Raw genomic sequence first — 25,636 nt, forward strand, 5'->3', positions numbered from 1 at the left:
AACATCGTGTTCCGAAATAATTAAAAAAATGTTAAAGCTCCCTTAAACAGACAGGTCTCAAAGTCAGGATACATTTGCATGCAGCTAATTTGAAAAAATGAGAAAAGTAAAGATTGTATTGGGATTATTGTTCCTGAGTTTCGGAACACTGGCATATGCGCAAACCACGCAGGCTTCTATTGTAGGAAAAGTGACCGGAGTCGGGAAAGCACCTCAGGAAAAAGTAAAGGTGACGATTATTAATGAATCGACAGGTTTCAAAACAGAAACGGAAACCAACTCAAAGGGAGAGTATATATTTAAAGAAATTCCTTTAGGAGGGCCTTATACCGTTGTGGTGAATGATGAAAAAAGAGAAGGCTACAATGTGAACTTTGGTGATCAGGTGACGGTAAATATGGATCTGGCAAGCGAGAAATCGATCGAGGAAGTCGTAGTAACAGGAAATCTTAAAAACAAGATAGGAAATTTAGGAGCTGCTACGGCAATTACTACCAAAAACATCGGAATATTGCCTGTGAACGGAAGAAACTTCACCAATTTGGCGGAGCTTTCTCCTCTAAGTGGTAAAAACGGAAGTATTTCCGGACAGTTGAGTTCTTCTACCAATTTTACCATTGACGGGATGACAGCTAAAAACCCGACTTCTGCAGGTTCTACGACAAGCCGAAGCGGTGCCCCGTTTTCAATCTCGATTGAAGCAGTTCGTGAGTTTAAGGTAACAACTAACCAGTATGATGTAACATTGGGAAGAAGCGGTGGGGGAACAGTAAGTGCTGTTACAAAGTCAGGAACCAACAAATTTTCCGGAAGTGCATGGGAATATCTGAGAACAAACTGGCTTTCCAGCAAGTATGATATCAGAGGAAATGAGATTCATAATGATTTTTCTACTTCTCAGTTCGGTTTTTCACTGGGCGGGCCAATTATCAAGAATAAACTGCATTTCTTCGTGGCATGGGATCATCAGCTGGATTCGAGACCGTTGCAGATTGCAGATATCAAGTCGCATGATGATGAATTGAGACTTAACACGACTACTGCTACTTTGAATAAATTTTTAGATATTGCTAGAGCGAAATACGGCGTAGGAAATACACCACAGTTCGGAAGCTTCGATAAAGTAAGGAATTCTGACGCAGCATTTTTACGTTTAGACTGGCAGATTAATGATAAAAACTTATTGACTTTAAGAAATAACTTCACGTACGATTTAAATAAAAACGGACTGGGAGACAATACGGCAATCAATGCTTTTGAATCTTATGGTAATGATAAAAATCTGGATAACAGTTTGCTATTAACTTTAAGATCAAACTTAAAGCCGAATATGACGAACGAACTGAAGGCGCAATATCTTTATACGTTTCAGGACAGTTATCAGAACGATCAGCTTGGTCATCCTGTTCCGAGAGCCATTGTCGAAAATATCGTAACCAGCATTGACGGAAAAGACAAGGCAACCAATATTCAGATCGGAGGACATCGTTTTGCACAGGAAAGTTTCAGAAATAATGTTTTCCAGATTGTAGATAATTTATATTACAATACCGATAAAATCAAATATACATTCGGAGCAGATCTGATGTACACGATGGCGAAATCGATCTACGGAAGTGAAGTGAACGGAAGATTCCATTTCAGGGAAAATCCTGCAGCAAATGGTGGTGATAATTTATTTAATTTTAATAACCTCATCGCGTACAGATTTTACAGAGAAGTTCCTTTAATGGAAGATCCTTCGGTGAAATCCAATATTTACAATTTAGGAGTTTACGGACAGATTCAAACTAAAATTGCCAGAGGTCTGGATTTAATGGCAGGTTTACGATTGGATTACAGCGGGTATCCGAAAGCAGGATTCAATCAGAAATTATTTGATGAAATGGGAATCCGTACGGATAATCAGATCAAATCATTTATTATCCAGCCAAGATTTCAGTTTGATTGGAATATTAATGAAGGAAATAAGGATTTCTTAAAATTCGGGGCCGGTATTTTCTCGTCTGATATTAATAATTATATGATTATCAATAACCTGGTGTTCGACGGAAGACATTTGGCTACGGTTGATGTCAATCCTTCACAGATCGGTCTGGTACCTGATTTTAACAGTTACAGAAATGATTACGGAACTGTTCCTACATTATCTCAATATCAGCTTCCTACCATCAATTATACAGGAAAAGATGCGAAAATCCCGATCGTTTACAAGGCAAATATTTCTTATACTCATTTCTTCAACGAGAGATTCAGAGCGGGAGTGGCTGCTTATATGGCTTTAGGCAGAAACAACTATTTCTATTATGACAGAAATATGGTAGCTAATCCTTATTTCACGCTGGATAATGAAGGCGGAAGAGGAGTTTATGTTCCTGCTGCTTCAATTGCTGCCAATGGAACGATGAACTGGAAAGATGGAAGAATTAATAAAAACTTCGGTAGAGTTCTTGAGCTGGTAAGCGATGGAAAGGTAAATCAATTCTCATTCGTGGCAGATACAAGTTACCGTTACTGGAGAGATGGGGAAATTACAGCAAGTTATACCTGGGCGGATATTAAAGATAACACTTCTTACAACGGAAATGTTGCCAATTCTGCGACATTGTCTACGATGGTTAGCGGGTGATCCAAGAAACCTGAGAATGACATATTCTGACAATCAGTTCAGAAATAAAGTGGTAATCTATGGTAATTCGCCGACGATCGCAGGGTTTACTTTAGGAATCCGATACGCAGGAATGGGAGGAACGCGTTTCTCTGTAACTGCAGGAGGAAACGTAAACGGAGATTTCGTTGATACTAATGATCTTGCCTATATTTTCCCGAATCTTACCCAGACTTTAATTGACAATCCTGAAGTAGGAACGGCTTTAAAGAACTATATTTCAGATTATAATAACAAAATCGCGGAAAGAAACGGCGGAAAAAACGGATTCTACGGAGTTTGGGATATTCGTGTGGCGAAGAAGATCAAGTTTGAAAAGATTGGCGGTTTTGAGCTTTCTGTGGATATTTTCAACGTAGCCAACTTACTTAACAAAGAAAAAGGGATCAACAAGTCTTACGGAAATACAGCACTTTACAGAATCACAGGATTTGATCAGGCTACAAAGCAGCTTAAATACAGTCTGAATACAAGTGGTCTTGAACCATTATCCGGAAATCCTTATCAAATTCAGATCGGAGCAAAATATACGTTCTAGAATATTGTAAAATGTGAATGGTCAGTTGTGAATTTTCATCATTTAAATAAACGGAATCTGTTTAAATAATTGACGATTGACTGGCGAAGCAAAATTGACCATTCACTTTAATTTAATTACCTTTATCTCAAAGTTGAAAGGCTTTTAGTTTAATATTTTAATTTATATTATGAAAAAACTTATCTTAGGGTTAGCAGTAGCAAGCACAGTTTTCATGAAGGCACAAACCCAGATTATTGCCCACAGAGGGTATTGGCAGACACAGCCACCGACGACGGAAAATTCTTTGAAGTCCTTGGAAAATGCTCAAAATTTGAAGATTTACGGATCTGAATTCGATGTAAGAATGACCAAAGATGGCGTTTTGGTAGTAAACCACGATGAGCATCATGCAAAAATGGAAATCTCTGAAACCGATTTTAAAGAACTTGAAAAAGTAAAATTATCCAACGGCGAAGATTTTCCAACCCTGAAAGATTATTTAAAACAGGGAAAAAAAGATAAGGCTCTCAAACTTATTGTTGAAATAAAGCCTGATAAAACCAAAGAAAAAGAAGATGAACTGACGGCGAAAACCATTAAAATGATTAAAAACATGAAGTTGGGAGCTCAATGTGAGTTTATTTCTTTCAGTTTGAATATCTGTAAAGAAATTAAAAAACTGGAACCTACATTCAAAGTACAGTATTTAAGAGGGGAGCTTTCTCCGCAGCAGATCAAAGATGAAGGGTTAGACGGAATTGATTACCATTACAGTGTTTTCCAGAAAAACCCAACCTGGATTGCTGAAGCCAAAACTTTAGGATTAATCACGAATGCATGGACGGTAAATGATGTTGCTATTTCAGACGAATTGAAAAAACAAGGAATCGGATTTATTACGACCAATATTCCGGATCAGCTTAAGGATAAATAATCTTCAGAAAATAATGAAATGAAGTCTGTCTTTTTGAGGCAGACTTTTTATTTTACTACCTATAATGATAATTTTATTACTATTTATTATATATGGTAGGCGTGTGGTATGTATTATTGTCTCCGGAAAAGACATTAAAGATACGCAAATAATGGAGGTAATTTATATTAAAAATCCTTAATTGTTTTAACCTCTTGCTGCTCAAACGTCTATAAGATATTGTTAAAAATAAGTTAATATAGTGTTTAATAATTCTTTAATAAATGTTAAAATCAAGTTAAAATTTTAACCATAATGTCGGATTAATTTTGCGCAAACAAATAAGGATATGCGTAAAGAGACACAAAAACTGATAATATTATCATTATTAGGACTGGTCAGTGTGAACTTGGCGGCTCAGCAAAAGGTAAAAAGAGACACCATTAAAAACATTGACGAAGTTGTAGTAACGGCTTTAGGGATCAAAAGACAAAACAAGGCTCTTGGGTATTCTACGGAAACCGTCAATTCAGACCAGCTTTTAAGGACACAGAATAATCACTGGACGAGCGCTCTGGAAGGTAAAGTAGCAGGACTTAAAATTCAGACTGCCGGTGCAGGGCCTTTGGCAACACCGAGAATTACCTTAAGAGGCGATGTTTCTATGAGCAGCATGGGTGATAATCAGGCACTCATTGTTTTGGATGGTGTTCCGCTAAATTCAAGAACGGTAGGAACTGGAACTCCTGCTTACGGTGCGGGCGCAGGAGGTGATATCCCGATCGATTACGGAAATGACCTCAGCAGCATTAACCCTGATGATATCGAAAGCATCACGGTTCTGAAAGGGCCAAGTGCATCTGCTTTATATGGCTCAAGAGGAGCACTTGGAGCCATTATGATTACGACGAAATCCGGAAAAACTAAAAATGGTAAAATCCAGGTATCTCTAAACTCTTATACCAGTTTTGAATCTGTTTTAAAATGGCCGGATTATCAGTATGAATATGGCCAGGGAACAATGCAGAAAGATAAAAACGGAAATTACTACTACTCATACGGATTGTCACCGGACGGGGTAAATACAGGATCTACCAGTAGTGCATTCGGACCAAAGTTTGACGGACAGTCTTTTTTTCAGTATGACCCGAACGAACAGGGACAAAGCAAAGAAAGACAGCTTTGGAGACCCTACAAGAATAACATAAAAGATTTCTGGGAAGTAGGAACTACATTTTCAAACAATCTTGCGATAGAAAGTTCCAATGACAAGACGGCATTCAGAGCATCGCTTTCTTATCTGAAAAATGAATGGATGATGCCAAACACAGGCCTCGAAAAATGGGGAGCGGCTATATCTGTCGATCATAAAATTAATGAAAGGTTTAAAGCCAATATCAAGTTGTCTTACAATCAGATGAAGAGTGATAATCTTCCTGCAACGGGATACAATAACCAGTCGATTTCCTATTTCATGATCTTCCAGAATCCAAACGTTGACCTCGCATGGTACAAACCCATCTGGAAAGCAGGGCAGGATCAGGTTGATCAGATCCATCCTTTCAGCTCGTACATTGACAATCCTTATCTGATTGCCTATGAAATGACCAATAGCTTAGATAAAAAAAATATCGTGGGAAATGTGAGTTTAAGCTATCAGATCGACAAACATTTTGATGTCCTGTTACGATCAGGAATGGCAATAAATGACGAACTCCGTACCCAGAAAAGACCATGGAGTTCTGCCAACTTCCTACAGGGATATTACCGGGAGCAATATGTAAACGGATTTAATTTTAATAATGACTTAATGGTCAATTATAAAAATACATTCGGAGCATTCAACTTTTCGGCAACAGCAGGTGGATCTACGCAGTATTTTGAGCAGCTTACCAAAGATTACTATGCTTTAGGATTAAAAAAAGCAGGAGTGTATAGTCTTACCAATGCGGTAGCACAGCGTTTTGATCTTCCGCAGCCTTATGATAAAATGGTAAGCAGTGTGTATGGCTTGGCATCATTTAGTTATAAAGACAAAATCTTTTTGGATATCACGGCCAGAAATGACTGGAGCAGCACCCTGCCAAAGGCAAACCGCTCTTATTTTTACCCATCGGTTTCCTCTTCATTTATTCTTTCCGATATTTTCGGGTTGAAGGGTAAGAAATTTAATTTCTGGAAACTAAGAGCTTCCTGGTCACAGACCGGAAACGATACAGAGCCTTATCAGCTGTTGAATTATTATAATCCTAGCCTCTCATTTCCGGGATCCGTTGAGGTATCTAACCGATATCTTAATCCGAATCTGAGACCTGAAATGATTACCAACATCGAAGGGGGAATGGATTTCAGCCTATTCAATAACAGATTAACGTATAATATTACGGCTTATCAGAGTAATTCTGTGGATCAGATTATCAGAAACGTGCCGGTTTTATGGGAAACGGGATATACACAAAGGGTAATCAATTCCGGAGAGATCAGAAACAGAGGAATTGAAATGATGATGAATGCATATCCTGTGAAAAATAAAAACTTCTCATGGAATGTATCGGCAAACTGGTCTATGAACAGAAATAAAATCTTATCGCTTCCTGAAGAATTTAAAGGTGAACCCTATACTTATGCAAGCGTTGGCGGAGCAGTTTACTATAATGCAGTTGTGGGAGGATCACTTGGAGATCTTTATGGGTACGGACTCGTATATTCGCCGGACGGACAGGTTGTATTTGGAAGTGACGGACTGACTGCCAAACCTGCCCAGATGAAAAAGATCGGAAATGCGTATCCGAAATGGAGAGCCGGAATCCAGAATGAGTTCAGGTATAAGAATATTTCCATCAGCTTCTCGTTCGACGGACAGTACAAAGGAATGGCTTACTCACAGTCTCACCATAAAATGACTGAGCAAGGCAAGCTTGGCCACACTCTGGAAGGAAGAGATAATCCCGGCGGCCTGATCGTTGGCCAGGGTGTCGTACAGAATGCAGACGGTTCTTATTCTGCCAATACAAAAGGAATTCAGGTATCTGCTTACTACGCCGATTACTACAGGAGAGCCAATGTAGAAACCAATACATTTGATACTTCCTTTATTAAACTTAGAGATGCAAGAATCGCTTATTCTTTCCCCAAATCGGTTACAGCTCCTTTAAAAATAACAGAGCTTACCCTTGCGCTTTTCGGAAAAAATCTCTGGATGTGGACCAAGTTTCCGCTGTTTGATCCTGAAGCGGCTACTTTAGATAATGCAACCATTACTCCCGGTGTTGAAATGGGTCAATTGCCTGCTTCACGCACGATCGGTTTTCAGCTAAATGTAAAATTTTAAATCTTAAAACATGAGAAAAACAATATTTAAATATATCTTATTGGCGGGGCTTGCATTTACGGTGGCTTCCTGCGACAGAAGTTTTGATGAAATAAACGTAGATGACAGTAAAATCTACGAACCTGAAGTGTCCAGTTTTTTAGCGCCTCTTCAATACAATCTTGCTTCTGTAGGATATTTAAGGGCCAATGATTTCACGTTTGATATCATGCAGGTTTCTCTGGATTTTCCGAATGAGGGAAATACGCTGAGCCGTTATAACATCACTGAAAATACAGGAGCCGGCTATTGGAACAACAGCTACAAATGGATCAAGCAGATCTATGAAATGAAAAAAGCGGCGGTAAGCAGCAATGATAAAAACTACGAAGCGATTGCTCTTGTTCTGAATGCGTGGGCGTATTCCAATCTTACCGATACGTATGGAGATGTTCCCTTTACGGAAGCTTCAAGGCTGGATGAAGGAATCAGTCAGCCAAAGTTTGATCAGCAAAAAAATATTTATATCCAGATGCTGGATGATCTGAAGAGGGCGAATTCTCTTTTTGTAACCACTAAAACATTGACAGGAACAGATCTTTTCTATAATGCAAACAATGACGTAAACGGAATAACCAGCTGGAAAAAGTTCTGTAACTCACTTTCTTTAAGACTTTTGACGAGAATTTTAAAGAGAAACGATGAGGTGAATGTCTACGAAAGAATTCAGGAAATTGTCAATAATCCGACTATTTATCCTATTTTCCAAAGCAATTCAGAAACGGTAAAGTTAAATGTTACTGGTGTAGCTCCATTGATGCCGCCTATTGCAAGACCTCAGGATTTTACCACAGGACGTGCTGCTTCAGCGTTCTTCGTTGAAACATTAAAAGGAAATAATGATCCTAGAATGTCTATGTTTTTCAGTCAGGCAAAAAATCTTTCAGGCACAAACATCGGATATAAAGGAGCGCCTTCAGGGTATGCTTACGGAACAGTTTTCGATTATCAGCCTTCCAATATGAACCAGAATCTGGCGAAAGCACCCTTAAATATGCTGGTGTATCCCTATGCCGAATTGCAGTTTATCTTATCAGAACTTGCTTTTAAAGGAGTTATTTCAGGTAATGCACAGACCTTCTACGAAAATGGGGTAAAAGCTACGATCGAACAATGGGGGGCAACACTACCGGCTAATTACTTTTCCAATCCTAAAGTAGCTTACAACGGAACTCTGGAAAGGATTATGCTTCAGAAATATGTGGCTTTATTCTTCGTAGATCAGCAACAGTGGTTTGAAAAAAGAAGAACAGGCTTTCCTGTACTTCCCAATAACGGAGGTCTTTTGAATAATGCAGAAATGCCGTCAAGACTAATGTATCCGCCAAACCCAAGAGTTTTGAATACCAACAACTACCAGACTGCCGTACAGCAGATGGGCGGAGACAACATCAACGTAAAAATGTGGTGGAATAAGCCTTAGAATTTATCAGTGGGATCGGGCTTTAGCCCGATTCTTAGAAAAAATAGACAAATTGGCTTCAGCCAAAACTTAAATTTAAATATCAATACAATGAATATAAAACTTTTAATGCCATGCATGCTCATTTCAGCAATGGCATTCTCACAGGCTTCTGTTTCGGGATATGTATATGAAGATCTCAATAAAAATCAAAAAAAAGAGAACAGGGAAAAAGGAATTGAAGGCGTAGCGGTATCCAATGGAGCGCAAGTAGTTCTTACCGATAAAAGTGGGAGATACAGCCTGCCAATCATGGAAGGACAGTCGATTTTTGTAATCAAGCCTTCAGGATATATGACCCCGGTAAACGCAAATAATTTACCGCAGTACTACTATCAGTACAAACCGAAAGGTTCACCCGCAGATTTTAAATACAAAGGTTCTGCACCGACAGGCGAGCTTCCCAAAGAGATCAATTTTGCTTTAAATAAACAGAATGAAAGCAAAAACTTCGATATTCTCGTGTTCGGAGATCCTCAGCCTTATACAGAAAAGCAGCTGGATTATTTTAAAAGAGCTATCGTGAATGAAGTAAAAAACACCAGGAAAAATGCCGTACTGGGAATCAGTCTTGGAGATCTGGTGGGAGATAATTTGAGCCTTCAAAAGCCTTATGCAGATGTAATGAAAGAGATCGGATTGCCTTGGTACAACGTAATGGGAAACCACGACATGAACTATGATGCAAAAGAAGATATGCTTTCCGACGAGACTTTTGAGTCCAATTTCGGTCCGGCCAACTATTCCTTTAATTATGGAAATGTTCACTTCATTGTGCTGGATGATATTCTGTATCCGGATCCGAGAGACGGAAAAGGATATTGGGGAGGTTTCCGTGAAGATCAGCTCAAATTTATCGAGAATGACCTGAAGCTGGTGGATAAAAATAAACTGATTGTTGTTTCTTTCCACATTCCGCTGGAACATAAGAATGAAGATAATTTCAGGAATTCTGACCGTCAGAAGCTATTTGACTTTTTAACGCCTTTCAAAAATGCTTTGGTTTTATCGGCTCACACGCATATTCAGCAACAGCTTTTCTATGGAAAAGAAGCGGGTTGGAATGGCTCAAAAGATCTTCACGAATACAATGTCGGAACAACTTGTGGCGACTGGTGGTCCGGAACATCGGATGATCTGGGATTGCCTACCTCAACCATGAGAGACGGTACTGCCAAAGGATACTCTTTTATCAGTTTTAATGATAATGAATATAAAGTTAAATATAAAACAGCAGGAAAACCGGAAGATTACCAAATCAACTTATACGTTCCGAAAGTGATTCCGTTCCCTTCAAAAACATCGGCAAAAGTGTTGGCCAATTTCTTTATGGGAAGCAAGAAAGACAAAGTAGAATACAGAATAGACGATGACAAATGGGAAGAAATGCAGTACGACGAAACCGTAGATCCGAGTTTTGCCATGTCGGTTTTCAAATGGGATACAACGAAGAATCTTTTCCCGGGAAGAAGGCCTTCAAACCCTGAAATATCAAAACATATCTGGACGGGAGATTTTTCCAAAAAACTCTCTCTGGGAAAGCATAAGGTTGAGGTGCGGGCAGTAGACATGTATGGAAACAAGTTTTCAGCATCAGAAGAATTTGAAGTTCAAAATCAGATCCTTATACCTTAATTTTTCATTTATTACTATACTTTCAAAGAAACCGGCTTCCTGTGAAGTCGGTTTTATTTTATACAAACGTTTCTGTTATTTTTAATGTCTATGCTTACAATATCATTATTCATCAATGCTATGCAAATCATGTTTCGTAAATTTGTATCAATAATAAAATAATTACAATGAACATCAACGGAAAAAATGCCATCATCACTGGTGGAGGAAGAGGTTTGGGTAAAGCGGTTGCCCTCGTATTGGCCAATGAAGGCGTGAATATCGGAATCACGGGAAGAAATGAAGAGAACCTGAAAATGGCAGTTGACGAAATCCAGAAGCTTGGGGTAAAGGCGGCATATGCGGTTTTTAGCGTTGATAATGAAATACATGTAAAAGCCGGGATTGAGCATTTGGCAGAACAGTTAGGAGGAATTGATATCCTTATTAACAATGCAGGAATTGGTGATTTCGGGTCTATTGAAGAAATGCCTTCCGAAATATGGGAGCAGGTGATTAAAACCAATCTTTTCGGTGTGTATTATGCTGCAAAAGCGGTTTATCCTTATATGAAGTCTAAAGGAGAGGGCGATATTATTAACGTGGCATCAACTGCCGGTTTAAAAGGCGGTCCGAATATGTCAGCGTATGCGGCCTCGAAAGCAGCGGTTGTTTCCCTTTCACAATCCATGATGGCAGAATGGAGAAAGCAGAATATCCGTGTGATTACGCTTACCCCAAGCACTATTGCCTCGGATATGTCTATTCAGGGAGGTCTTACGGACGGAAATCCGGATAAAGTTCTTCAGCCGGAAGATTTTGCAGAATGGGTGAGAGATATTCTCAAAATGAACCGAAGAGCATTGATTGCCAACGGATCGATTTTTTCTACAAATCCATAATAGAGAAGTTAGAAACTAGGTATTAGAAATTAGTTTTTTACTTGTTGTTATATATAAAGCGGACTTCGGTTCGCTTTTTTTATGAGTAGTATTTGTCATTCAGAGCGAAGCAAAGCGGAGTGAAGAATCTACAATTTATCATTCATCATTTTTTTATAGCTATTTCCCGCTTTCCATTACAATCTTTTTTTTCAAAAAAGGATTTTCATTGCAATCGGGGCTAGGATTTTTGTCTTTCTTTTCATTATTGAATGTAACTTACAATCATTCTATTTATCATTCTAAATGAAACATGATGTAATGAAATAAAAATAGATTCTTCCTTCGTTCAGAATGACATACTTTTTGCTGAGTGAAACGCCTTTGCCTCAATTTTATGATTGATTCATTGGAATCGGCGAAACTTCGTTTTGCGAACGAAGGATATTCTCAATAATTTCAAAAAACTTAGCCACTTTGCGCTAAAACACTTCTACATCGCTCAGTGTGACATCTCTAATACTAACAGCCAAGATTCTAATGTTAATTCTTTATTTTTGCAACAAATTATTGACATGCAAAATTATTTAGAATTCAATTTCAAGATTTCTCCGCTTCAGCCATGGAACGAAATATTGATGGCAGAACTTATTGAGATCGGTTTCGACAGCTTTACGGAAGAAATTGACGGTATTTTAGGATATATTCAGAAAGATTTATTGAATGAAGAAGATTTAAAAACACTTCCGCTTTTTCAGAATGAGGAGGTTAAGATCGATTATACTTTCCAGGAAATGCCGAATATCAATTGGAATGAAGAATGGGAGAAAAACTTCGAACCAATCAACATTGATGATAAAGTGCTGATCCGTGCAGAATTTCACGAGTCAGTTCCGGGAATGCATGAAATTGTTATTCAGCCGAAAATGTCTTTTGGAACGGGACATCACCCGACTACCCATCTTATGATCCAGCAGATGATGGATATGGATTTTAAAGGGAAAAAAGTTCTGGATATGGGTTGTGGAACTTCAGTACTCGCTATTTATGCAAAACAAATCGGCGCCGGTGATACAAAGGCGATCGATATCGACGAATGGTCAGTAGAAAATTCAAAAGAAAATGCAGCAAGAAATCATGTGGAGCTGGATATTGAGTTGGGAACTGCAGAAAATCTCGGAAAAGAAAATTTTGATATTATTCTGGCGAATATTAACAGAAATATTCTTATTTCAGATATTCCAACATACGTTTCGGTACTGAATAACGGCGGAAAATTACTGCTTTCGGGATTGTGTTTCTTTGATGTGGATGATATTCTGGAAGTATGCAAAGAAAATGGTCTGCAGCTTAAAAAACAGCTTCAGCGGGAAGAATGGGTAAGTCTTCTGCTTGAGAAATAAGTAATTTAAGTTCGAATCCTCTTATTAGTTTTATTAAGCTTTCTGACTCTTTCGGATAATCAAAACACGTATTTTTTAGATTGGAGTTGATAATAAATCAACTCCAATTTAGTTTATAAAAAAGAATGTGTTTGAAATATTTCATAATTAGCCATCTTTGGCTATACTAGTCTGCCGGAAGGTTTTCCTCACTTCCCTTAAAAGACAATTCAATATAACATTTGATGTTTCTTCTTCACTCTTTCCCTATTTGGATCGATACACTTAACTATTAAACCGGCAGATTTGTAATCCGTATTCACAAATCTTATGAAGATTATAGCATTATCAATCGTCGATTTAAACCTTGGGCGACATCATCATACCACTCTCAATCTATATAGTCAATGTTTCAATGTATTTCTCTCTTGAAAAATTTAAGCACAAATTTCTTTATTTAAATCTGGATTTGTGAAGTTCATGGCTATGTGTGATAGGTGTAAGTATTTTTGGTTGGTTTGTAAGGTTTTGATTTCTAATAGGATGTACCTTTACACTATTGAAACAATGAAGTTTCGAGTAAATCACTACAAAATGAAAACAAATGCACAATTACAAAAAGATGTTCAGGACGCTATAAAATGGGAGCCCCTATTACATTCAGCGGAAATTGGTGTTACGGCTAAAGATGGCGTTGTTTCTTTAACAGGTGTTGTGGATAGCTTTTCAAAAAAAGCCGAGGCTGAAGCAGCTGCTAAAAGCATAAAAGGAGTAAAAGCCATTGTTGAAAATATTGAAGTAAACTTTCCCAATTCATATACGAAAAGTGATTTGGAAATTGCCAATGAGGTTTTGTCAGCATTAAAAACAAATTATTCTGTTCCCGATGATAAAGTGAGTGTTAAAGTTGAAAACGGGCGGGTTACATTAGATGGGGAAGTCCATTGGAATTATGAAAAAGAAGCGGCGAAAAATGCTGTACACCTTCTTCCCGGCGTAAAAGCTATCATCAATAATATTAAAGTAAAGTCAGAATTCCATGACCGCATTGAGCAGACCGATATTGAGAATGCTTTAAGAAGGAGCGTTATTGATGATGAAGATATTGAGGTATCGGTTGCAGGAACAGTTGTTATCTTAACCGGAACGGTCAATTCATGGTACGCTAAAGAAGAAGCTGCGCGTATCGCATGGAAAACACCTGGCATCTGGGAAGTGAAAAATGAGCTTACCGTTGATTATGAATATGCTTTTTGATCAAAAATAAAGTAAACTTAAAAGCATAGTGGAAAGTGCTTGTAAGTTTTATTTCAAAAAAAATTTAATAATTAAAAAAATTTATTACCGCTACTACGCAGGTGATTGATGGTGGAATGTGTTTCCAATCATTACGATTGATCTGCTTTTGTAGGATTCAGACGAAAATTTTAAAGACGATAAGAAATAGGCTTTCGATTAATAAACTATTATACAATTACTATTATCATCGTTGAGACTATTCTGCCTCAACATAATTTAGAAAAAATGAAAAATAAAACAGTAAGATTATTTGCAATAGCGGTCATGTCTATTGCATGTACAGGAAGTGTCTTTGGGCAGAGGCATACAAGCCCTCCACAGAGAGCAGAAAATGAAAACGGAGCCCAATCAAGGATTCCGAATTTAGTAAGTCAGAATTTTGTTAATGAATATCCAAAGGTAACAGATGCCGTGTGGCGTGGTTATCCTCAGCAAAGTTTCATTACAGAATGGTATGATGATAATCCTTCAGCACAATCCTCACAGCCTGCTGAATACTATACAGCAAGATTTACAAGCGGTAAATCTCATCTTAAAGCAATATATACCAAAGACGGAGAGAAAATTTCAGTTCGTCAAATGATCACTTCAGAGCTTCCAAAGCCTGTTTTATACGCTATAACAAATGGTGATTACAGCGACTGGAAAATTGCGAATGAAAAAGAAGTTATATTTAAAAATAATCCTAGAGACGCGATGAAAGTCTATAAGATTAAGGTAGAAAAAGGGCCGTCCAAACATGATTTGTTCTATTCTTCGGAAGGAGTTTTGCTAAAAGATAAAACCATTCGATAATATTCATTTGAATTCCATTACGAATATACCTTTGCCCTAATTATTGAAGGAAAAGCAGACCGGATTATCTGGAAGACCTGATGAATGTCCTTAAAAAAAATAAACTATTTAGTTTAATTAAATTCTAAATGGAAGTGGAAAAATTCTTGATATTACAGATCATTTAAAGCCGATTGCGGTTTGCTGTTCAATAATTACTACTAAAATCGGTATTCAGATAACGTCGTAATCATTCATAGTTGTTGCAAAATAATGCTCAATCGTATGCTTGGTATTTTGACACATCGCTAACAGATCGTCTCCGGTCTTATCCTCAAAAATAAAATCATCGTGAACTTCAATGATGAACTCAGTTACTTTTTCCGTATTCATCAAATCAAAAGTCATTAAATCGTTTAAACTGTCTAATCTATGCTCCTCCTTAAAAAAGGGGATCTTCCTTGAAATGGAATTCTTGAACTGAAAAAGGTGTATTGTTTTCATGACTTTCTGGGTTGGGTTAATACTAAGAGAAAACTGATAAATAAAGAAATACCCGCTTCTTTAATTAAAACTTCTGAGAAAGATCTGGTATTTTACAGGATTTTAGTCATTTCCAAGTATAAATTCCCGATTTTATAATACAAATATGACCGTTTCAGTATATACTAAGCTATATATATCTAAAATAATCTTACATATATCATACCTTTTATAAATCTTCCAGATTTCCAAGGCGTTTTTGTTTCAACTGCTTATAAAATGAAGGGGAAAGCCCTGTGATCTTTTTAAACTGGTTGGAGAGATGAGCTACACTGCTGTAATTTAGTTTATAAGAGATCTCTGTAAGATTCAGCTCATCATACAACAGCAATTCTTTTACCTTTTCTACTTTATTGATAATAATAAAATGCTGGAGCGTCATTCCTTTCACTTCTGAAAATGTATTCGCCAGGTAGGTGTAATCATATCCTAATTTTTTACTGATATAATCTGAGAAATTTTCTGTGGGAAGAGCATCTGAATAATGAATCATTTCTGTGACTATATTTTTTATTTTTTCGATCAGGATACTTTTTTTATCATCCAGTACTTCAAGTCCCGTTTTAAGTAAGTTTTCTTTCAGAGCCTGTCTTTGTCCGGCGCTGATATCATCCATTAACTCTACAGTACCCAAATCTACCACAGCATTTTTAATACCCAATCTTTCCAGTTCCTGATGGACAACCATTTTGCAGCGCAAACTTACCATATATTTTACATACAACTTCATTGTCCTTACTGTTTTTTAACTATCAATTGTTTCATTAACAGTTATTTATCCAAATTTAGTGTATTAAATCGGAAATATCTATGATTTATACAACAAATCGAAAGACAATTGCAAAGCTTTCGTTTTTTAATAATTGAAATTTACAGTTAACAAAAAAAAAATTTCACAATGTCAAAAGAAAAGGACGTAAAAAGAAAATCAGACAAAACTCCTGCCGCAAAATCAGCAAAAGAAAAGCGGGAAGATAAGATAAACAAACGAAAAAGCAGGGAAGACGAAGCCCGAAATACCGGTAACTAAATGATACCTGTCAAAAAAGAAGGAATTTTACTTAGAAAAACTGCATTATCCTTTGAAAACGAGGGCGTTTTAAATCCCGCAGTCATTAAGGACAACGGAAAGATACATTTATTTTACAGAGCTGTTGCAAAGAATAATTTATCCAGTATCGGATATTGTATGCTATCAGATTATAAGACTATTGAAACCAGATTAAGCAGTCCGGTTATCATACCCGAGTCTGAATATGAAAAGCAAGGCGTTGAAGATCCAAGAATCGTAAAAATTGATCGTTTATTTTACCTTACATATACCAGTTATGACGGAATCAATGCAGTGGGGGCCCTTGCAACATCCAGTGATCTTAAATCATGGGAAAAACGGGGAATCATTGTTCCGAAAATTCCTTATGAAAAGTTTAAAGTCTTATCAGAAGCAGAAGGTTTAATCCCGGAAAAATATAAAAGATACAACGAATTTCAGGTGAGTCATACAGACAGCGGTCCTGTTTTTTTATGGAACAAAAATCTGATATTCTTTCCAAGAAAAATCAACGGTAAATTTTATTTCCTGTATAGAATAAAGCCTGATATTCAGATTGTAAGCGTAGAGAATATTGAAGATTTAAACGCGGAGTTCTGGGATGATTATTTTTTTCATTTTAAAAATAATATCGTTTTATCTCCGAAATATGATCATGAATCCAGCTATATCGGAGGCGGTTGCCCTCCTATAGAAACAGAATACGGTTGGCTGATGATCTATCACGGTGTTCACGATACCGTTAACGGATATATTTACAGTGCCTGTGTGGCTTTACTGGATACTAAAAATCCCGGAAAAGAAATTTCCAGACTTCCTTACCCGCTTTTTAAACCGGAAGAAGAATGGGAACTGAAAGGCGAAGTTAATAATGTCTGCTTCCCAACCGGAGCTATAGTAGAAAATGATAAGCTGTATATTTATTATGGAGCCGCAGACGAAAGAATTGCTGTTGCATCACTAAGCATTTCAAAGTTACTGAAAGAACTGATGATTTATTCTGTATAATACAATCATTCAATACGAATAATCAGTTTAAAAACGGAATATATATATATGAGTAAATATACTAAATCAGACGTGGAGAAAAAGATAGAAAAGCGATCTGCCCAAAATGAAAGAGACAGTACTAATGATAAACCTGAAATTATCTTTATAAGTAGTTTTCCTCCAAAGGTCTGTGGAATTGCCACTTATACGCAGGACCTTATTAGATCGCTTCGGTCAAAATTCGGGGGTTCATTCAATGTCCTCATCTGCCCGATGGAAACGGAAGAGGAGAATTATGAGTATGAAGAGCAAATTCAGTACAAATTAAATATCTCGGATTCCTTTTCCTATCTGGAGCTGGCTTCAGAAATCAATTTGAATGATAGTGTACGTCTTGTGATGATCCAGCACGAGTTTGGTTTTTTTAATGAAACAAAGAATGGTCTATATCTTCTCCTCAAAAACTTAAAAAAGGAAATCATTGTAACCTTTCATACAGTTTTGCCTGGTCCTGATAAAGAGCTAAAGCGAAAGGTAAAAGAAATTGCGGATTTTGCGAAATCAATTATTGTAATGACAGGTATATCAGCAGAAATTTTAGCAAATGAGTATGATATCGCTTACGACAAAATTACGATCATTCCGCATGGTACGCATCTTCTGCCTTTCACAGACATTCTTGCTTTGAAAGAAAAATATGGACTTAAAGATAAAAAGGTCTTGTCTACGTTCGGGTTGTTAGGTTCGGGAAAAAATATTGAAACTACCTTAAAAGCGTTGCCAAATATCATTAAACTGAATCCGGATGTCATTTTCCTTATCCTTGGTAAGACACATCCTGCAATCGTGAGGAGTGAAGGTGAAAAATATCGCGAATTTCTGGAAGATCTTGTGTGGAAGCTCCATCTGGAAGATAATGTCCGTTTTATTAATGAATATTTACCATTACCGGAATTACTTGAATATCTTCAGCTCAGTGATATTTATCTTTTTACTTCAAAGGACAGGAATCAGGCCGTGAGCGGGACTTTTTCCTACGCCATCAGCAGTGGATGTGCGATCGTTTCAACACCTATTCCGCACGCTGTGGAAGTTCTGAAAGAAGAGACAGGGATTATTATTGATTTTGAAGCCCCTGAACAATTGGCTTCTGCTGTTAATAATTTACTTAGCAGTGAAAAAAGCAGAAAACTTCTGCATGTAAAATCATTGGAAAAGATGGCTCCGACAGCTTGGGAAAATTCGGCCATTTTGCACGCCTTATTATTTCAGCAATACAACAGAGATAAAATGACATTACATTATACTTTACCCCAAATTAATCTTAGCCATATTAAAAATATGACGACAGATTTTGGAATGATTCAGTTTTCAAAAATCAATAAGCCTGATATAGATTCCGGATATACTTTGGATGATAATGCCCGGGCTATGATTGTAGCCTGCAGACATTATGAACTTAGCGGAGATGAATCTGATCTTGCACTCATTTCAACGTACCTTAGTGTAATCAAGTTTTGCCAACAATCAGACGGAAGTTTTCTCAATTATGTCAATCGTCGAAAGGAATTCGCGCAACAGAATTATGAGACCAATCTTGAAGATTCCAACGGGAGAGCCATCTGGGCATTAGGATATTTACTTTCAATAAAAGAGATCTTACCTCAGCACTATTGTAATAAAGCAGAATCAATCATTGAAAAAAGTTTTTCCTCTATAGAAAAAATTCACTCTACCAGAGCTATGGCTTTTATTATAAAGGGTTTGCATTATCAAAATTCCGAAAACAATATTCCATTACTGGAAAAACTGGCCAATCGGCTGGTAAAAATGTATCAGCATGAAAAACATGGCGAATGGCATTGGTTTGAAAGCTATCTTACCTATGGAAACAGCCTGCTGCCTGAAGCTTTATTGTGTGCATGGATGACCACCAAAGTCGAAACCTATAAGCAAATTGCCGATGAATCTTTCCGGTTTCTGCTTTCTAAAATATTTATTGAGGGAAACATTAAAGTAATATCGAACAAGGGATGGCTGCAAAAAGAGATTATTAAAAATACTACATCAATTGGTGGTGAACAGCCCATTGATGTAGCTTATACAATTCTCGCATTATCTACCTTTTACAAGGTTTTTAAGGATGAAAAATATTTACATATGATGCAGAATGCTTTTAATTGGTTTTTAGGGAAGAACCATTTGCATCAAATAATTTATAACCCTGCAACAGGTGGCTGTTATGACGGACTTGAAGAAGAAAATGTTAATCTCAATCAGGGAGCGGAATCTACCGTCAGCTATCTTATGGCAAGGCTTTGCTTTCCTAAATAACAAACCTTTTTACATATTTCATCTATGAATTCCCAAGGTATGTCTTAAGGGATTTTATATATTTAAAAACATAATAATTTAAGGTACTATGGTAATGAAAAGGTAAATTAAAAATATAGCGATAAGTACAATTCCCTGCATGATATTGGTTCTGCCTGTTGCCAGTGAAACGGTAATAATAAAAAGTGATAATCCCAAAAGTATAGTCGATTTAATATCTATTCCTAATGTCATTCTTATACCAGTTATTACAGATATAATGGCTATGGCAGGAATGCTGAGTCCGAGACTTGCCAAAGCAGAACCAAAAGCCAGGTTTAACGAGGTTTGAATCTCATCACTTTTTGCAGCTCTGAATGCAGTCAGTCCTTCGGGAAGAAGAACAATACCGGCAATAATGATACCTACAAGAGACTTGGGAGCACCCACTGAAACCACTATATGCTCTACATCCTTTGAAAGAAGTTTGGCCAGTAAAACGACTATTCCCAGGGATAAAATTAATAATATGCAACTGATATACAATTGTTTTTGGGAAATTATTTCATTGTCATCCTGTAAAGGCTGGTTGCCGGATAGTTTGTTTTGTGGAGAAATGAAAAAACTCCGGTGTCTAATCGTCTGAATCATGGTAAATCCCAGGTAAAGTCCTAAAGAAATTAAAGCGATAAAAAGGAGCTGAAAGGAAGTGTACTCACCCCCCAGATGACTTATCGTATAATTGGGTAGGATAAGTACAAAAATAATAACAGATGTAAGGGTAATCAGTGCAGTGCTTACTCCCTGCAGTGTAAAGCTTTGTTCTCTGTATCTTAAAGATCCGATCACAATACAGCTGCCAATGATTCCTGTAAGGATTATCATGACTGCAGCAAAGACAGTATCTCTGGCAAGAGTGACGGTTTCTAAACCTTTCGCTCCCATCATGATGGAAATAATCAACCCTACTTCTATTACAGTAATAGCAAATGCCAGTAGTAACGTTCCAAATGGCTCGCCTAAGCGATGGGCAATAACCTCAGAGTGATAGACCGCGGCCAAAATACTTCCCATTAAAAAGAAGGCGAGAAGAACAGAGTAATATCCGGAAGAAAAAACAAAACTTCCCATATAAGAGAGCCACGCAAGAATGGGAACCGAAAACGCCCACATCCCTAAATATTTTTTTATGTTCATAACTTATTAATAATTTGGTGATTATATATCATTTAATATTGTTTTACGAAGCTTATTACATTCAGATGATGCAGCAAAATAAAACAGGTGAAAATGTATATATTCACTTATTTTTGTATAATTGAATTGGTCTCTGGAGAAAATCAGCAGATTAATATTCCTTCTTTCAACATATTTTATAGAAATAATTATAAGCATACTGATAATGCCATACCGGAAATAGTAATGATGAATGGAAGTAAAACTATAGGAATCCAGAGCCTCGCCGGCCAGTTCAATTTGGTTACTGAGCAAGATACAAATAATCAATTACTTATATTGTAATTATATAACATTATTTAATATAAGTAGAGGATACGGATGAAAATTGATAAAACTATATTTATCAATTAATAGAATTGTACTGTAGCCCTTATCATAAGAATTAATAAATTCCCATCTCCAGCGAGACGTTTAATGATAATTATATCTTAAATAGAAAAGAACCCGAAATTATTGTAAAGTGTGATATCTGCAACATTAAAAAAACAATCTGTAATGCAATAGATTATAAAATATCCACCTTTGTACTGTAACAATTACGTTACGCTAAAATTCACCTTATGGACATAAATCACAACAAAGGCGACAAATCTTTCAAAATTCCGGAAAATTGGGATGAACAATCAAAACAATTGAAAGAAAAATTTTCAATATTAACGGATCATGACCTGAAACTTCAAGAAGGTAAAGAAAAGGAAATGCTTGAAAGAATAGGAAACAGGCTAAGAAAAAACCGTGAAGAGGTTCTCAATATTATCAAAGAAATTAATCTTTCATAAATTGTTTTCAGGGACAGTTAAAACCTATGAAAATAATATTTATCAAAAGTTGTAACTGAAAAAAGGGACGGAATTTTATACAGTTCTGTCCCTTTTATTCAAAATAACTCGTAAGCTATATTAATAACCAGATTGTAATATCCAGATGCAGAATCTGTTATATGCAAAAAAATCGAAAACTAGCTGTATAGCAAAAATATTTTGCAAATTATAATAAAAACTTTAATGAAAAAACTTAATAAACATCAGAATAGGCTAAAAATCAGAGATGAAAAAAATATTTTAAGAAAAACCTATTACTCTCAGTTTGTTGCTTTGTTCTATATCAGGAGTACCAATATCAAGATGGAAAAGGATGTGACAGAAGTTCTTAGAATGTTAAAAGAATTACAGCAGCTTACTAACGGGTCAAGATTGGTATTTAGCACTCACAGCAGCTTAAGTAAACGTAATTTGTGGCAGCCTGTTTTGGGAGATTTGATTGATCATATAAAATATCTTAGAATTCAGTTTGAATATATAAGAGAAAATTCTACTAAAAAAAATAGAATCAATTCACTGATGTTCTGGCAACAGAACGAGATCTATGTTCATCAACTTGAAGAAATTTATAAAAAACTCATTCAATTGGCTTTTCAGATTCTGCCCAAAGAAGAAAGGTTATCATGGAAAACAACTATTTGTAACTTTTATGATGAAATTTTTTCTTTACTTATTCCACTTACCGTTATATGCAGGCTCGAATCAGACTTTCTCGAAAAATATTCGCCTAAAATCTTTGACAAAGCTGTCCTGGATATTATTAAACGTATTCCTGAAGATTATACATTACAGGAAGCACGGGAATACGAGCATGAATATTTAAAATTAACAAAATACAGCCAAGAATCTGGTAAAAAAAATAATTTTTGGGACAGCTTATTGTATATACTTTCAGGCGGTTTGTCCCCGTTACCACCAAAACTTAGCCCTTCCAAAAGATCGATCAGTAGAAAAATGAAAGATAAGTTGACCCAATGAATTCCAAACTGAAATTTTCATGTTATTACATATTCTTTTCCGGTATCAGACCGGTTATCGGCTTGGATGAGATAACCAAATTTTCTTTTATGGCTTCTAACATCAAAAAATAAGATATTTGTTTTTTAAAGAAGAAATTCTGTTTTAGAAAAAAAGAAAACAAAGAAAAGAATGAAAAATACTTTAAATAGGCTGAATAGGAAGTATTTATAAATAAAATGACACCATTTGGCCTAAATTGTCCTAATGGTGTCATTAAGTGAGCGCGAAAGGATTCGAACCTTTGACCGTCTGCTTAGAAGGCAGATGCTCTATCCAGCTGAGCTACGCACCCTAAAGTTTTTTTTGAATAAAGTCGGGGCGGCAGGATTCGAACCTGCGACCTCCTGGTCCCAAACCAGGCGCGATGACCGGACTACGCTACGCCCCGATTGAAGCCATCTTGTAACAAGAATTACCTTGTTTTTTGTGGGTGCAAATATAGAATGTTTTTTTTAATTATAAAAATAAAATTTGTAAAAATTTAAATTATTGTGAAATAAAAAACTTCAGTACACGTTAGTATTCTCAGATTCAATATTCTGGAGCAGCATGACAAATTTCTGATTAATTTGAAATAGTTTATTAGTTGAACATTTTTTACTTCATTATTGCATCACACGATCATGGGTGTAATTTTAAAAAATAATCCAATATTAACCATGAAAATGAAAGGGAAATTATTTATTTCATTTATTGTAGCTGTCTTTTTATCATTTAATGCAAATGCACAACAACGGGAAAGTAATGGAAAAACTATGATCTCATATGTGCAGAAAAAAGAGATGTCTGCAGAAGATTTTTTTCAGAAGAGAATGAGGCAGTCGAAGATGTATAAAGTTACAGGCAAAAAGCTTGAAATATTCTTTGAAAAAGATAATACCTTCTTTCTGGGAAGAAACTTGCTTGCCGGAACTGATAAAACAAGTATAAAAGTAGATACGCTGTATATAATCTCTCAAAAGATTCTTGTAAATTATTTTTCTGATTATCAGTTGGAAGGGGAGGATGTAAGAGATGTTGTTTATAAATATTTGTATAAAAATATTCCGGGATTCAGTGGGAATATTAGCAGTAAATTTACCTATAAAATTGATAAAAATATTATCGATGTTGATTATAAGAATATTACTCGTAAATATATTGCTAAAAAAAGTGCTATTTATCACTTTAAAATCAATACTGAAAATTTAAAAATTTTAGAGTTTAAAAAAGATTAGAAGACGCATGATCAGAAGCTGGCTTTATCAGACAGATATAAAAAAAACTCACAAGAAATTGTGAGTTTTTTGTGAGCGCGAAAGGATTCGAACCTTTGACCGTCTGCTTAGAAGGCAGATGCTCTATCCAGCTGAGCTACGCACCCTAAAGTTTTTTTTGAATAAAGTCGGGGCGGCAGGATTCGAACCTGCGACCTCCTGGTCCCAAACCAGGCGCGATGACCGGACTACGCTACGCCCCGAAAAAAGATATATAGAAAAGCGGAGGGTAAGGGATTCGAACCCTTGCGACACTTTCGCGTCGACAGTTTAGCAAACTGCTCCGTTAACCACTCCGGCAACCCTCCTGTTTATCTTCGTTTATTAATGATCGTTACTGCTTTATTGCGAGTGCAAATATAGAATAGATTTCTTTATTTACCAAATATTTTTCAAGAAAAATTTGCGTATTTTTGAGCTGATAAACTGAGAAAAAAAGTAACAAATGCGTAAAACATTATATATCATCGGATTAAGTATGGTCGTTTTTTCCTGTACTTCGCAGCGAAATGCAAAAAACAGACAGTATATCCCCAAAACCCCTTCAGTACAGCCAAAAACGGCAGTGAAAACCCCTTCTGAAAAGCCGAAACCAAAGGTTACTTCTGAACACGGGGTAGAATTTTTTACTACTAATATTGCAGATCCTGCCAAGAATGATAATACCGCAAGTTACGGATCCATTGTTTCCGCAAAACCGGCTGGCTACAAAGTGGTTAAAACCTATTTCCCGGCTATTGCCCAGAATTTCAGACAGAGATATCTCATTCTGCATTATACAGCACTGCCGGATGATAAATCGATTACCGTTCTTACCCAGCAGGCTGTAAGCTCACATTATTTGGTAAATAACACTGGAGATAACGAAATTTATCAGCTGGTAGACGAAAACAAACGTGCTTATCATGCAGGAGTGAGTGCATGGAGAGCAGATAAGAATCTTAATGATACTTCTATTGGGATAGAAATCGTAAATACAGGTTATACAACAGATTCTACAGGAAATAAAGTATTTGCTCCTTTTGATGATGCCCAGATAAAAAAGGTGGCTGCTTTGGTAAAAGATATTGTAAGCAGATATCAGATTCCGGCAACAAATATTCTGGCGCATTCTGATATTGCCCCTACTAGAAAGCAGGATCCGGGACCATTATTTCCATGGAAAAAATTATATGATGAATATCAGATCGGGATGTGGTATGATGAAGCGCAGAAGCAAAGTTTCTATGATCTTGCGACATCTACAGATTTTCAGTCGAAATATAACGATCCTGCATTTATTTTTAACGTTCAGACCCAATTGCAGAAATTTGGTTACGGACTGAATCTTAGCGGAAAATGGGATGATGCTACCAAGAAAACCATTGAAGCTTTTCAGTATCATTTCCGTCCGCAGAATTATAATGGAATCATGGATGCCGAGACATTCTCGATATTACAGGCATTGCTACTCAAGTATCCGGTGAAGTAGAATGTAACAATATAAAAATCTAGCAGTGTAACAATGTATAATTTAATTG

The 25,636-nt window shown here is 36.5% G+C and carries 18 protein-coding genes, 5 tRNA genes and 1 pseudogene; 16 read left to right on the forward strand and 8 right to left on the reverse strand.

Going from position 1 to position 25,636, the window contains the following annotated elements; all coding sequences use genetic code 11:
• Positions 1-97 precede the first annotated feature (97 nt).
• From ACWNCI_RS00240 to ACWNCI_RS00280, 9 genes and pseudogenes are all read left to right on the forward strand, one after another.
• Positions 98-3,206: pseudogene (locus ACWNCI_RS00240) on the forward strand (carboxypeptidase regulatory-like domain-containing protein).
• 169 nt (positions 3,207-3,375) lie between these two features.
• Positions 3,376-4,122: a glycerophosphodiester phosphodiesterase family protein gene (locus tag ACWNCI_RS00245; protein ID WP_449386695.1), complete on the forward strand. Its 747-nt coding sequence runs from the start codon at positions 3,376-3,378 to the stop codon at positions 4,120-4,122.
• 328 nt (positions 4,123-4,450) lie between these two features.
• Positions 4,451-7,432, forward strand: a complete 2,982-nt coding sequence (locus ACWNCI_RS00250; protein WP_449386696.1) for a SusC/RagA family TonB-linked outer membrane protein — start codon at positions 4,451-4,453, stop codon at positions 7,430-7,432.
• Positions 7,433-7,442: 10 nt separating this feature from the next.
• Positions 7,443-8,894, forward strand: a complete 1,452-nt coding sequence (locus ACWNCI_RS00255; RefSeq protein WP_449386697.1) for a SusD/RagB family nutrient-binding outer membrane lipoprotein — start codon at positions 7,443-7,445, stop codon at positions 8,892-8,894.
• A gap of 90 nt (positions 8,895-8,984) precedes the next feature.
• Positions 8,985-10,568 (forward strand): calcineurin-like phosphoesterase C-terminal domain-containing protein, encoded by a 1,584-nt coding sequence (locus ACWNCI_RS00260; RefSeq protein WP_449386698.1) that lies wholly within the window; start codon positions 8,985-8,987, stop codon positions 10,566-10,568.
• 167 nt (positions 10,569-10,735) lie between these two features.
• The gene (locus ACWNCI_RS00265) at positions 10,736-11,449 is read left to right on the forward strand and encodes a 3-ketoacyl-ACP reductase (protein ID WP_449386699.1); all 714 of its coding nucleotides are present in this window, start codon (positions 10,736-10,738) and stop codon (positions 11,447-11,449) included.
• Between the two features lie 554 nt (positions 11,450-12,003).
• Entirely contained in the window at positions 12,004-12,831 is an 828-nt protein-coding gene (gene prmA / locus ACWNCI_RS00270; RefSeq protein WP_449386700.1) for a 50S ribosomal protein L11 methyltransferase, read from the forward strand.
• A gap of 573 nt (positions 12,832-13,404) precedes the next feature.
• Complete coding sequence (locus tag ACWNCI_RS00275; protein WP_346986232.1) at positions 13,405-14,067, forward strand: BON domain-containing protein; 663 nt, start codon at positions 13,405-13,407, stop codon at positions 14,065-14,067.
• 267 nt (positions 14,068-14,334) lie between these two features.
• Complete coding sequence (locus tag ACWNCI_RS00280; RefSeq protein WP_449386701.1) at positions 14,335-14,904, forward strand: hypothetical protein; 570 nt, start codon at positions 14,335-14,337, stop codon at positions 14,902-14,904.
• Positions 14,905-15,117: 213 nt separating this feature from the next.
• Here the strand turns inward: ACWNCI_RS00280 and ACWNCI_RS00285 are convergent, their stop codons facing one another.
• Both ACWNCI_RS00285 and ACWNCI_RS00290 read right to left on the reverse strand, forming a co-directional pair.
• Positions 15,118-15,387, reverse strand: a complete 270-nt coding sequence (locus ACWNCI_RS00285) for a heme oxygenase (RefSeq protein WP_449386702.1) — start codon at positions 15,385-15,387, stop codon at positions 15,118-15,120.
• A gap of 208 nt (positions 15,388-15,595) precedes the next feature.
• Positions 15,596-16,156 (reverse strand): helix-turn-helix domain-containing protein, encoded by a 561-nt coding sequence (locus tag ACWNCI_RS00290; RefSeq protein WP_449386703.1) that lies wholly within the window; start codon positions 16,154-16,156, stop codon positions 15,596-15,598.
• A gap of 168 nt (positions 16,157-16,324) precedes the next feature.
• Between ACWNCI_RS00290 and ACWNCI_RS00295 the strand changes: the two genes are divergently transcribed.
• Genes ACWNCI_RS00295 through ACWNCI_RS00305 form a run of 3 tightly spaced genes read left to right on the forward strand, consistent with a single transcriptional unit; the run spans position 16,325 to position 19,801 of the window.
• Positions 16,325-16,456 carry a hypothetical protein gene (locus tag ACWNCI_RS00295; protein WP_449386704.1) on the forward strand — a complete coding sequence of 44 codons (132 nt, stop codon included), beginning with the start codon at positions 16,325-16,327 and terminating at the stop codon, positions 16,454-16,456.
• Entirely contained in the window at positions 16,457-17,485 is a 1,029-nt protein-coding gene (locus tag ACWNCI_RS00300) for a glycoside hydrolase family 130 protein (RefSeq protein WP_449386705.1), read from the forward strand.
• A gap of 48 nt (positions 17,486-17,533) precedes the next feature.
• Positions 17,534-19,801: a glycosyltransferase gene (locus ACWNCI_RS00305; protein WP_449386706.1), complete on the forward strand. Its 2,268-nt coding sequence runs from the start codon at positions 17,534-17,536 to the stop codon at positions 19,799-19,801.
• A gap of 78 nt (positions 19,802-19,879) precedes the next feature.
• Here ACWNCI_RS00305 and ACWNCI_RS00310 read toward each other — a convergent pair whose 3' ends face one another.
• Positions 19,880-20,977, reverse strand: coding sequence for a calcium:proton antiporter (locus ACWNCI_RS00310; RefSeq protein ID WP_449386707.1), 1,098 nt, complete (start codon positions 20,975-20,977; stop codon positions 19,880-19,882).
• A 602-nt stretch (positions 20,978-21,579) separates the two neighbouring features.
• Here ACWNCI_RS00310 and ACWNCI_RS00315 point away from each other — a divergent pair.
• Positions 21,580-21,798 carry a hypothetical protein gene (locus ACWNCI_RS00315; protein WP_346986223.1) on the forward strand — a complete coding sequence of 73 codons (219 nt, stop codon included), beginning with the start codon at positions 21,580-21,582 and terminating at the stop codon, positions 21,796-21,798.
• A gap of 225 nt (positions 21,799-22,023) precedes the next feature.
• Complete coding sequence (locus ACWNCI_RS00320) at positions 22,024-22,818, forward strand: hypothetical protein (RefSeq protein ID WP_449386708.1); 795 nt, start codon at positions 22,024-22,026, stop codon at positions 22,816-22,818.
• A 260-nt stretch (positions 22,819-23,078) separates the two neighbouring features.
• On the opposite strand, the gene ACWNCI_RS00325 is transcribed toward ACWNCI_RS00320, so the two are convergent.
• Together ACWNCI_RS00325 and ACWNCI_RS00330 are read right to left on the reverse strand one after the other, a co-directional pair.
• Positions 23,079-23,152, reverse strand: a tRNA-Arg gene (locus ACWNCI_RS00325).
• A 21-nt stretch (positions 23,153-23,173) separates the two neighbouring features.
• A tRNA-Pro gene (locus ACWNCI_RS00330) sits at positions 23,174-23,248 on the reverse strand.
• Between the two features lie 277 nt (positions 23,249-23,525).
• Here ACWNCI_RS00330 and ACWNCI_RS00335 point away from each other — a divergent pair.
• Positions 23,526-24,077 carry a hypothetical protein gene (locus tag ACWNCI_RS00335; protein ID WP_449386709.1) on the forward strand — a complete coding sequence of 184 codons (552 nt, stop codon included), beginning with the start codon at positions 23,526-23,528 and terminating at the stop codon, positions 24,075-24,077.
• Positions 24,078-24,149: 72 nt separating this feature from the next.
• Here ACWNCI_RS00335 and ACWNCI_RS00340 read toward each other — a convergent pair.
• From ACWNCI_RS00340 to ACWNCI_RS00350, 3 genes are all read right to left on the reverse strand, one after another.
• Positions 24,150-24,223 (reverse strand) — tRNA-Arg (locus ACWNCI_RS00340).
• 21 nt (positions 24,224-24,244) lie between these two features.
• Positions 24,245-24,319: transfer RNA gene (locus tag ACWNCI_RS00345), tRNA-Pro, on the reverse strand.
• A 20-nt stretch (positions 24,320-24,339) separates the two neighbouring features.
• Positions 24,340-24,424 (reverse strand) — tRNA-Ser (locus ACWNCI_RS00350).
• 137 nt (positions 24,425-24,561) lie between these two features.
• Here ACWNCI_RS00350 and ACWNCI_RS00355 point away from each other — a divergent pair.
• Complete coding sequence (locus ACWNCI_RS00355; RefSeq protein ID WP_449386710.1) at positions 24,562-25,587, forward strand: N-acetylmuramoyl-L-alanine amidase; 1,026 nt, start codon at positions 24,562-24,564, stop codon at positions 25,585-25,587.
• Positions 25,588-25,636: the final 49 nt, after the last annotated feature.

The sequence above is a fragment of the Chryseobacterium lineare genome (assembly GCF_977014045.1).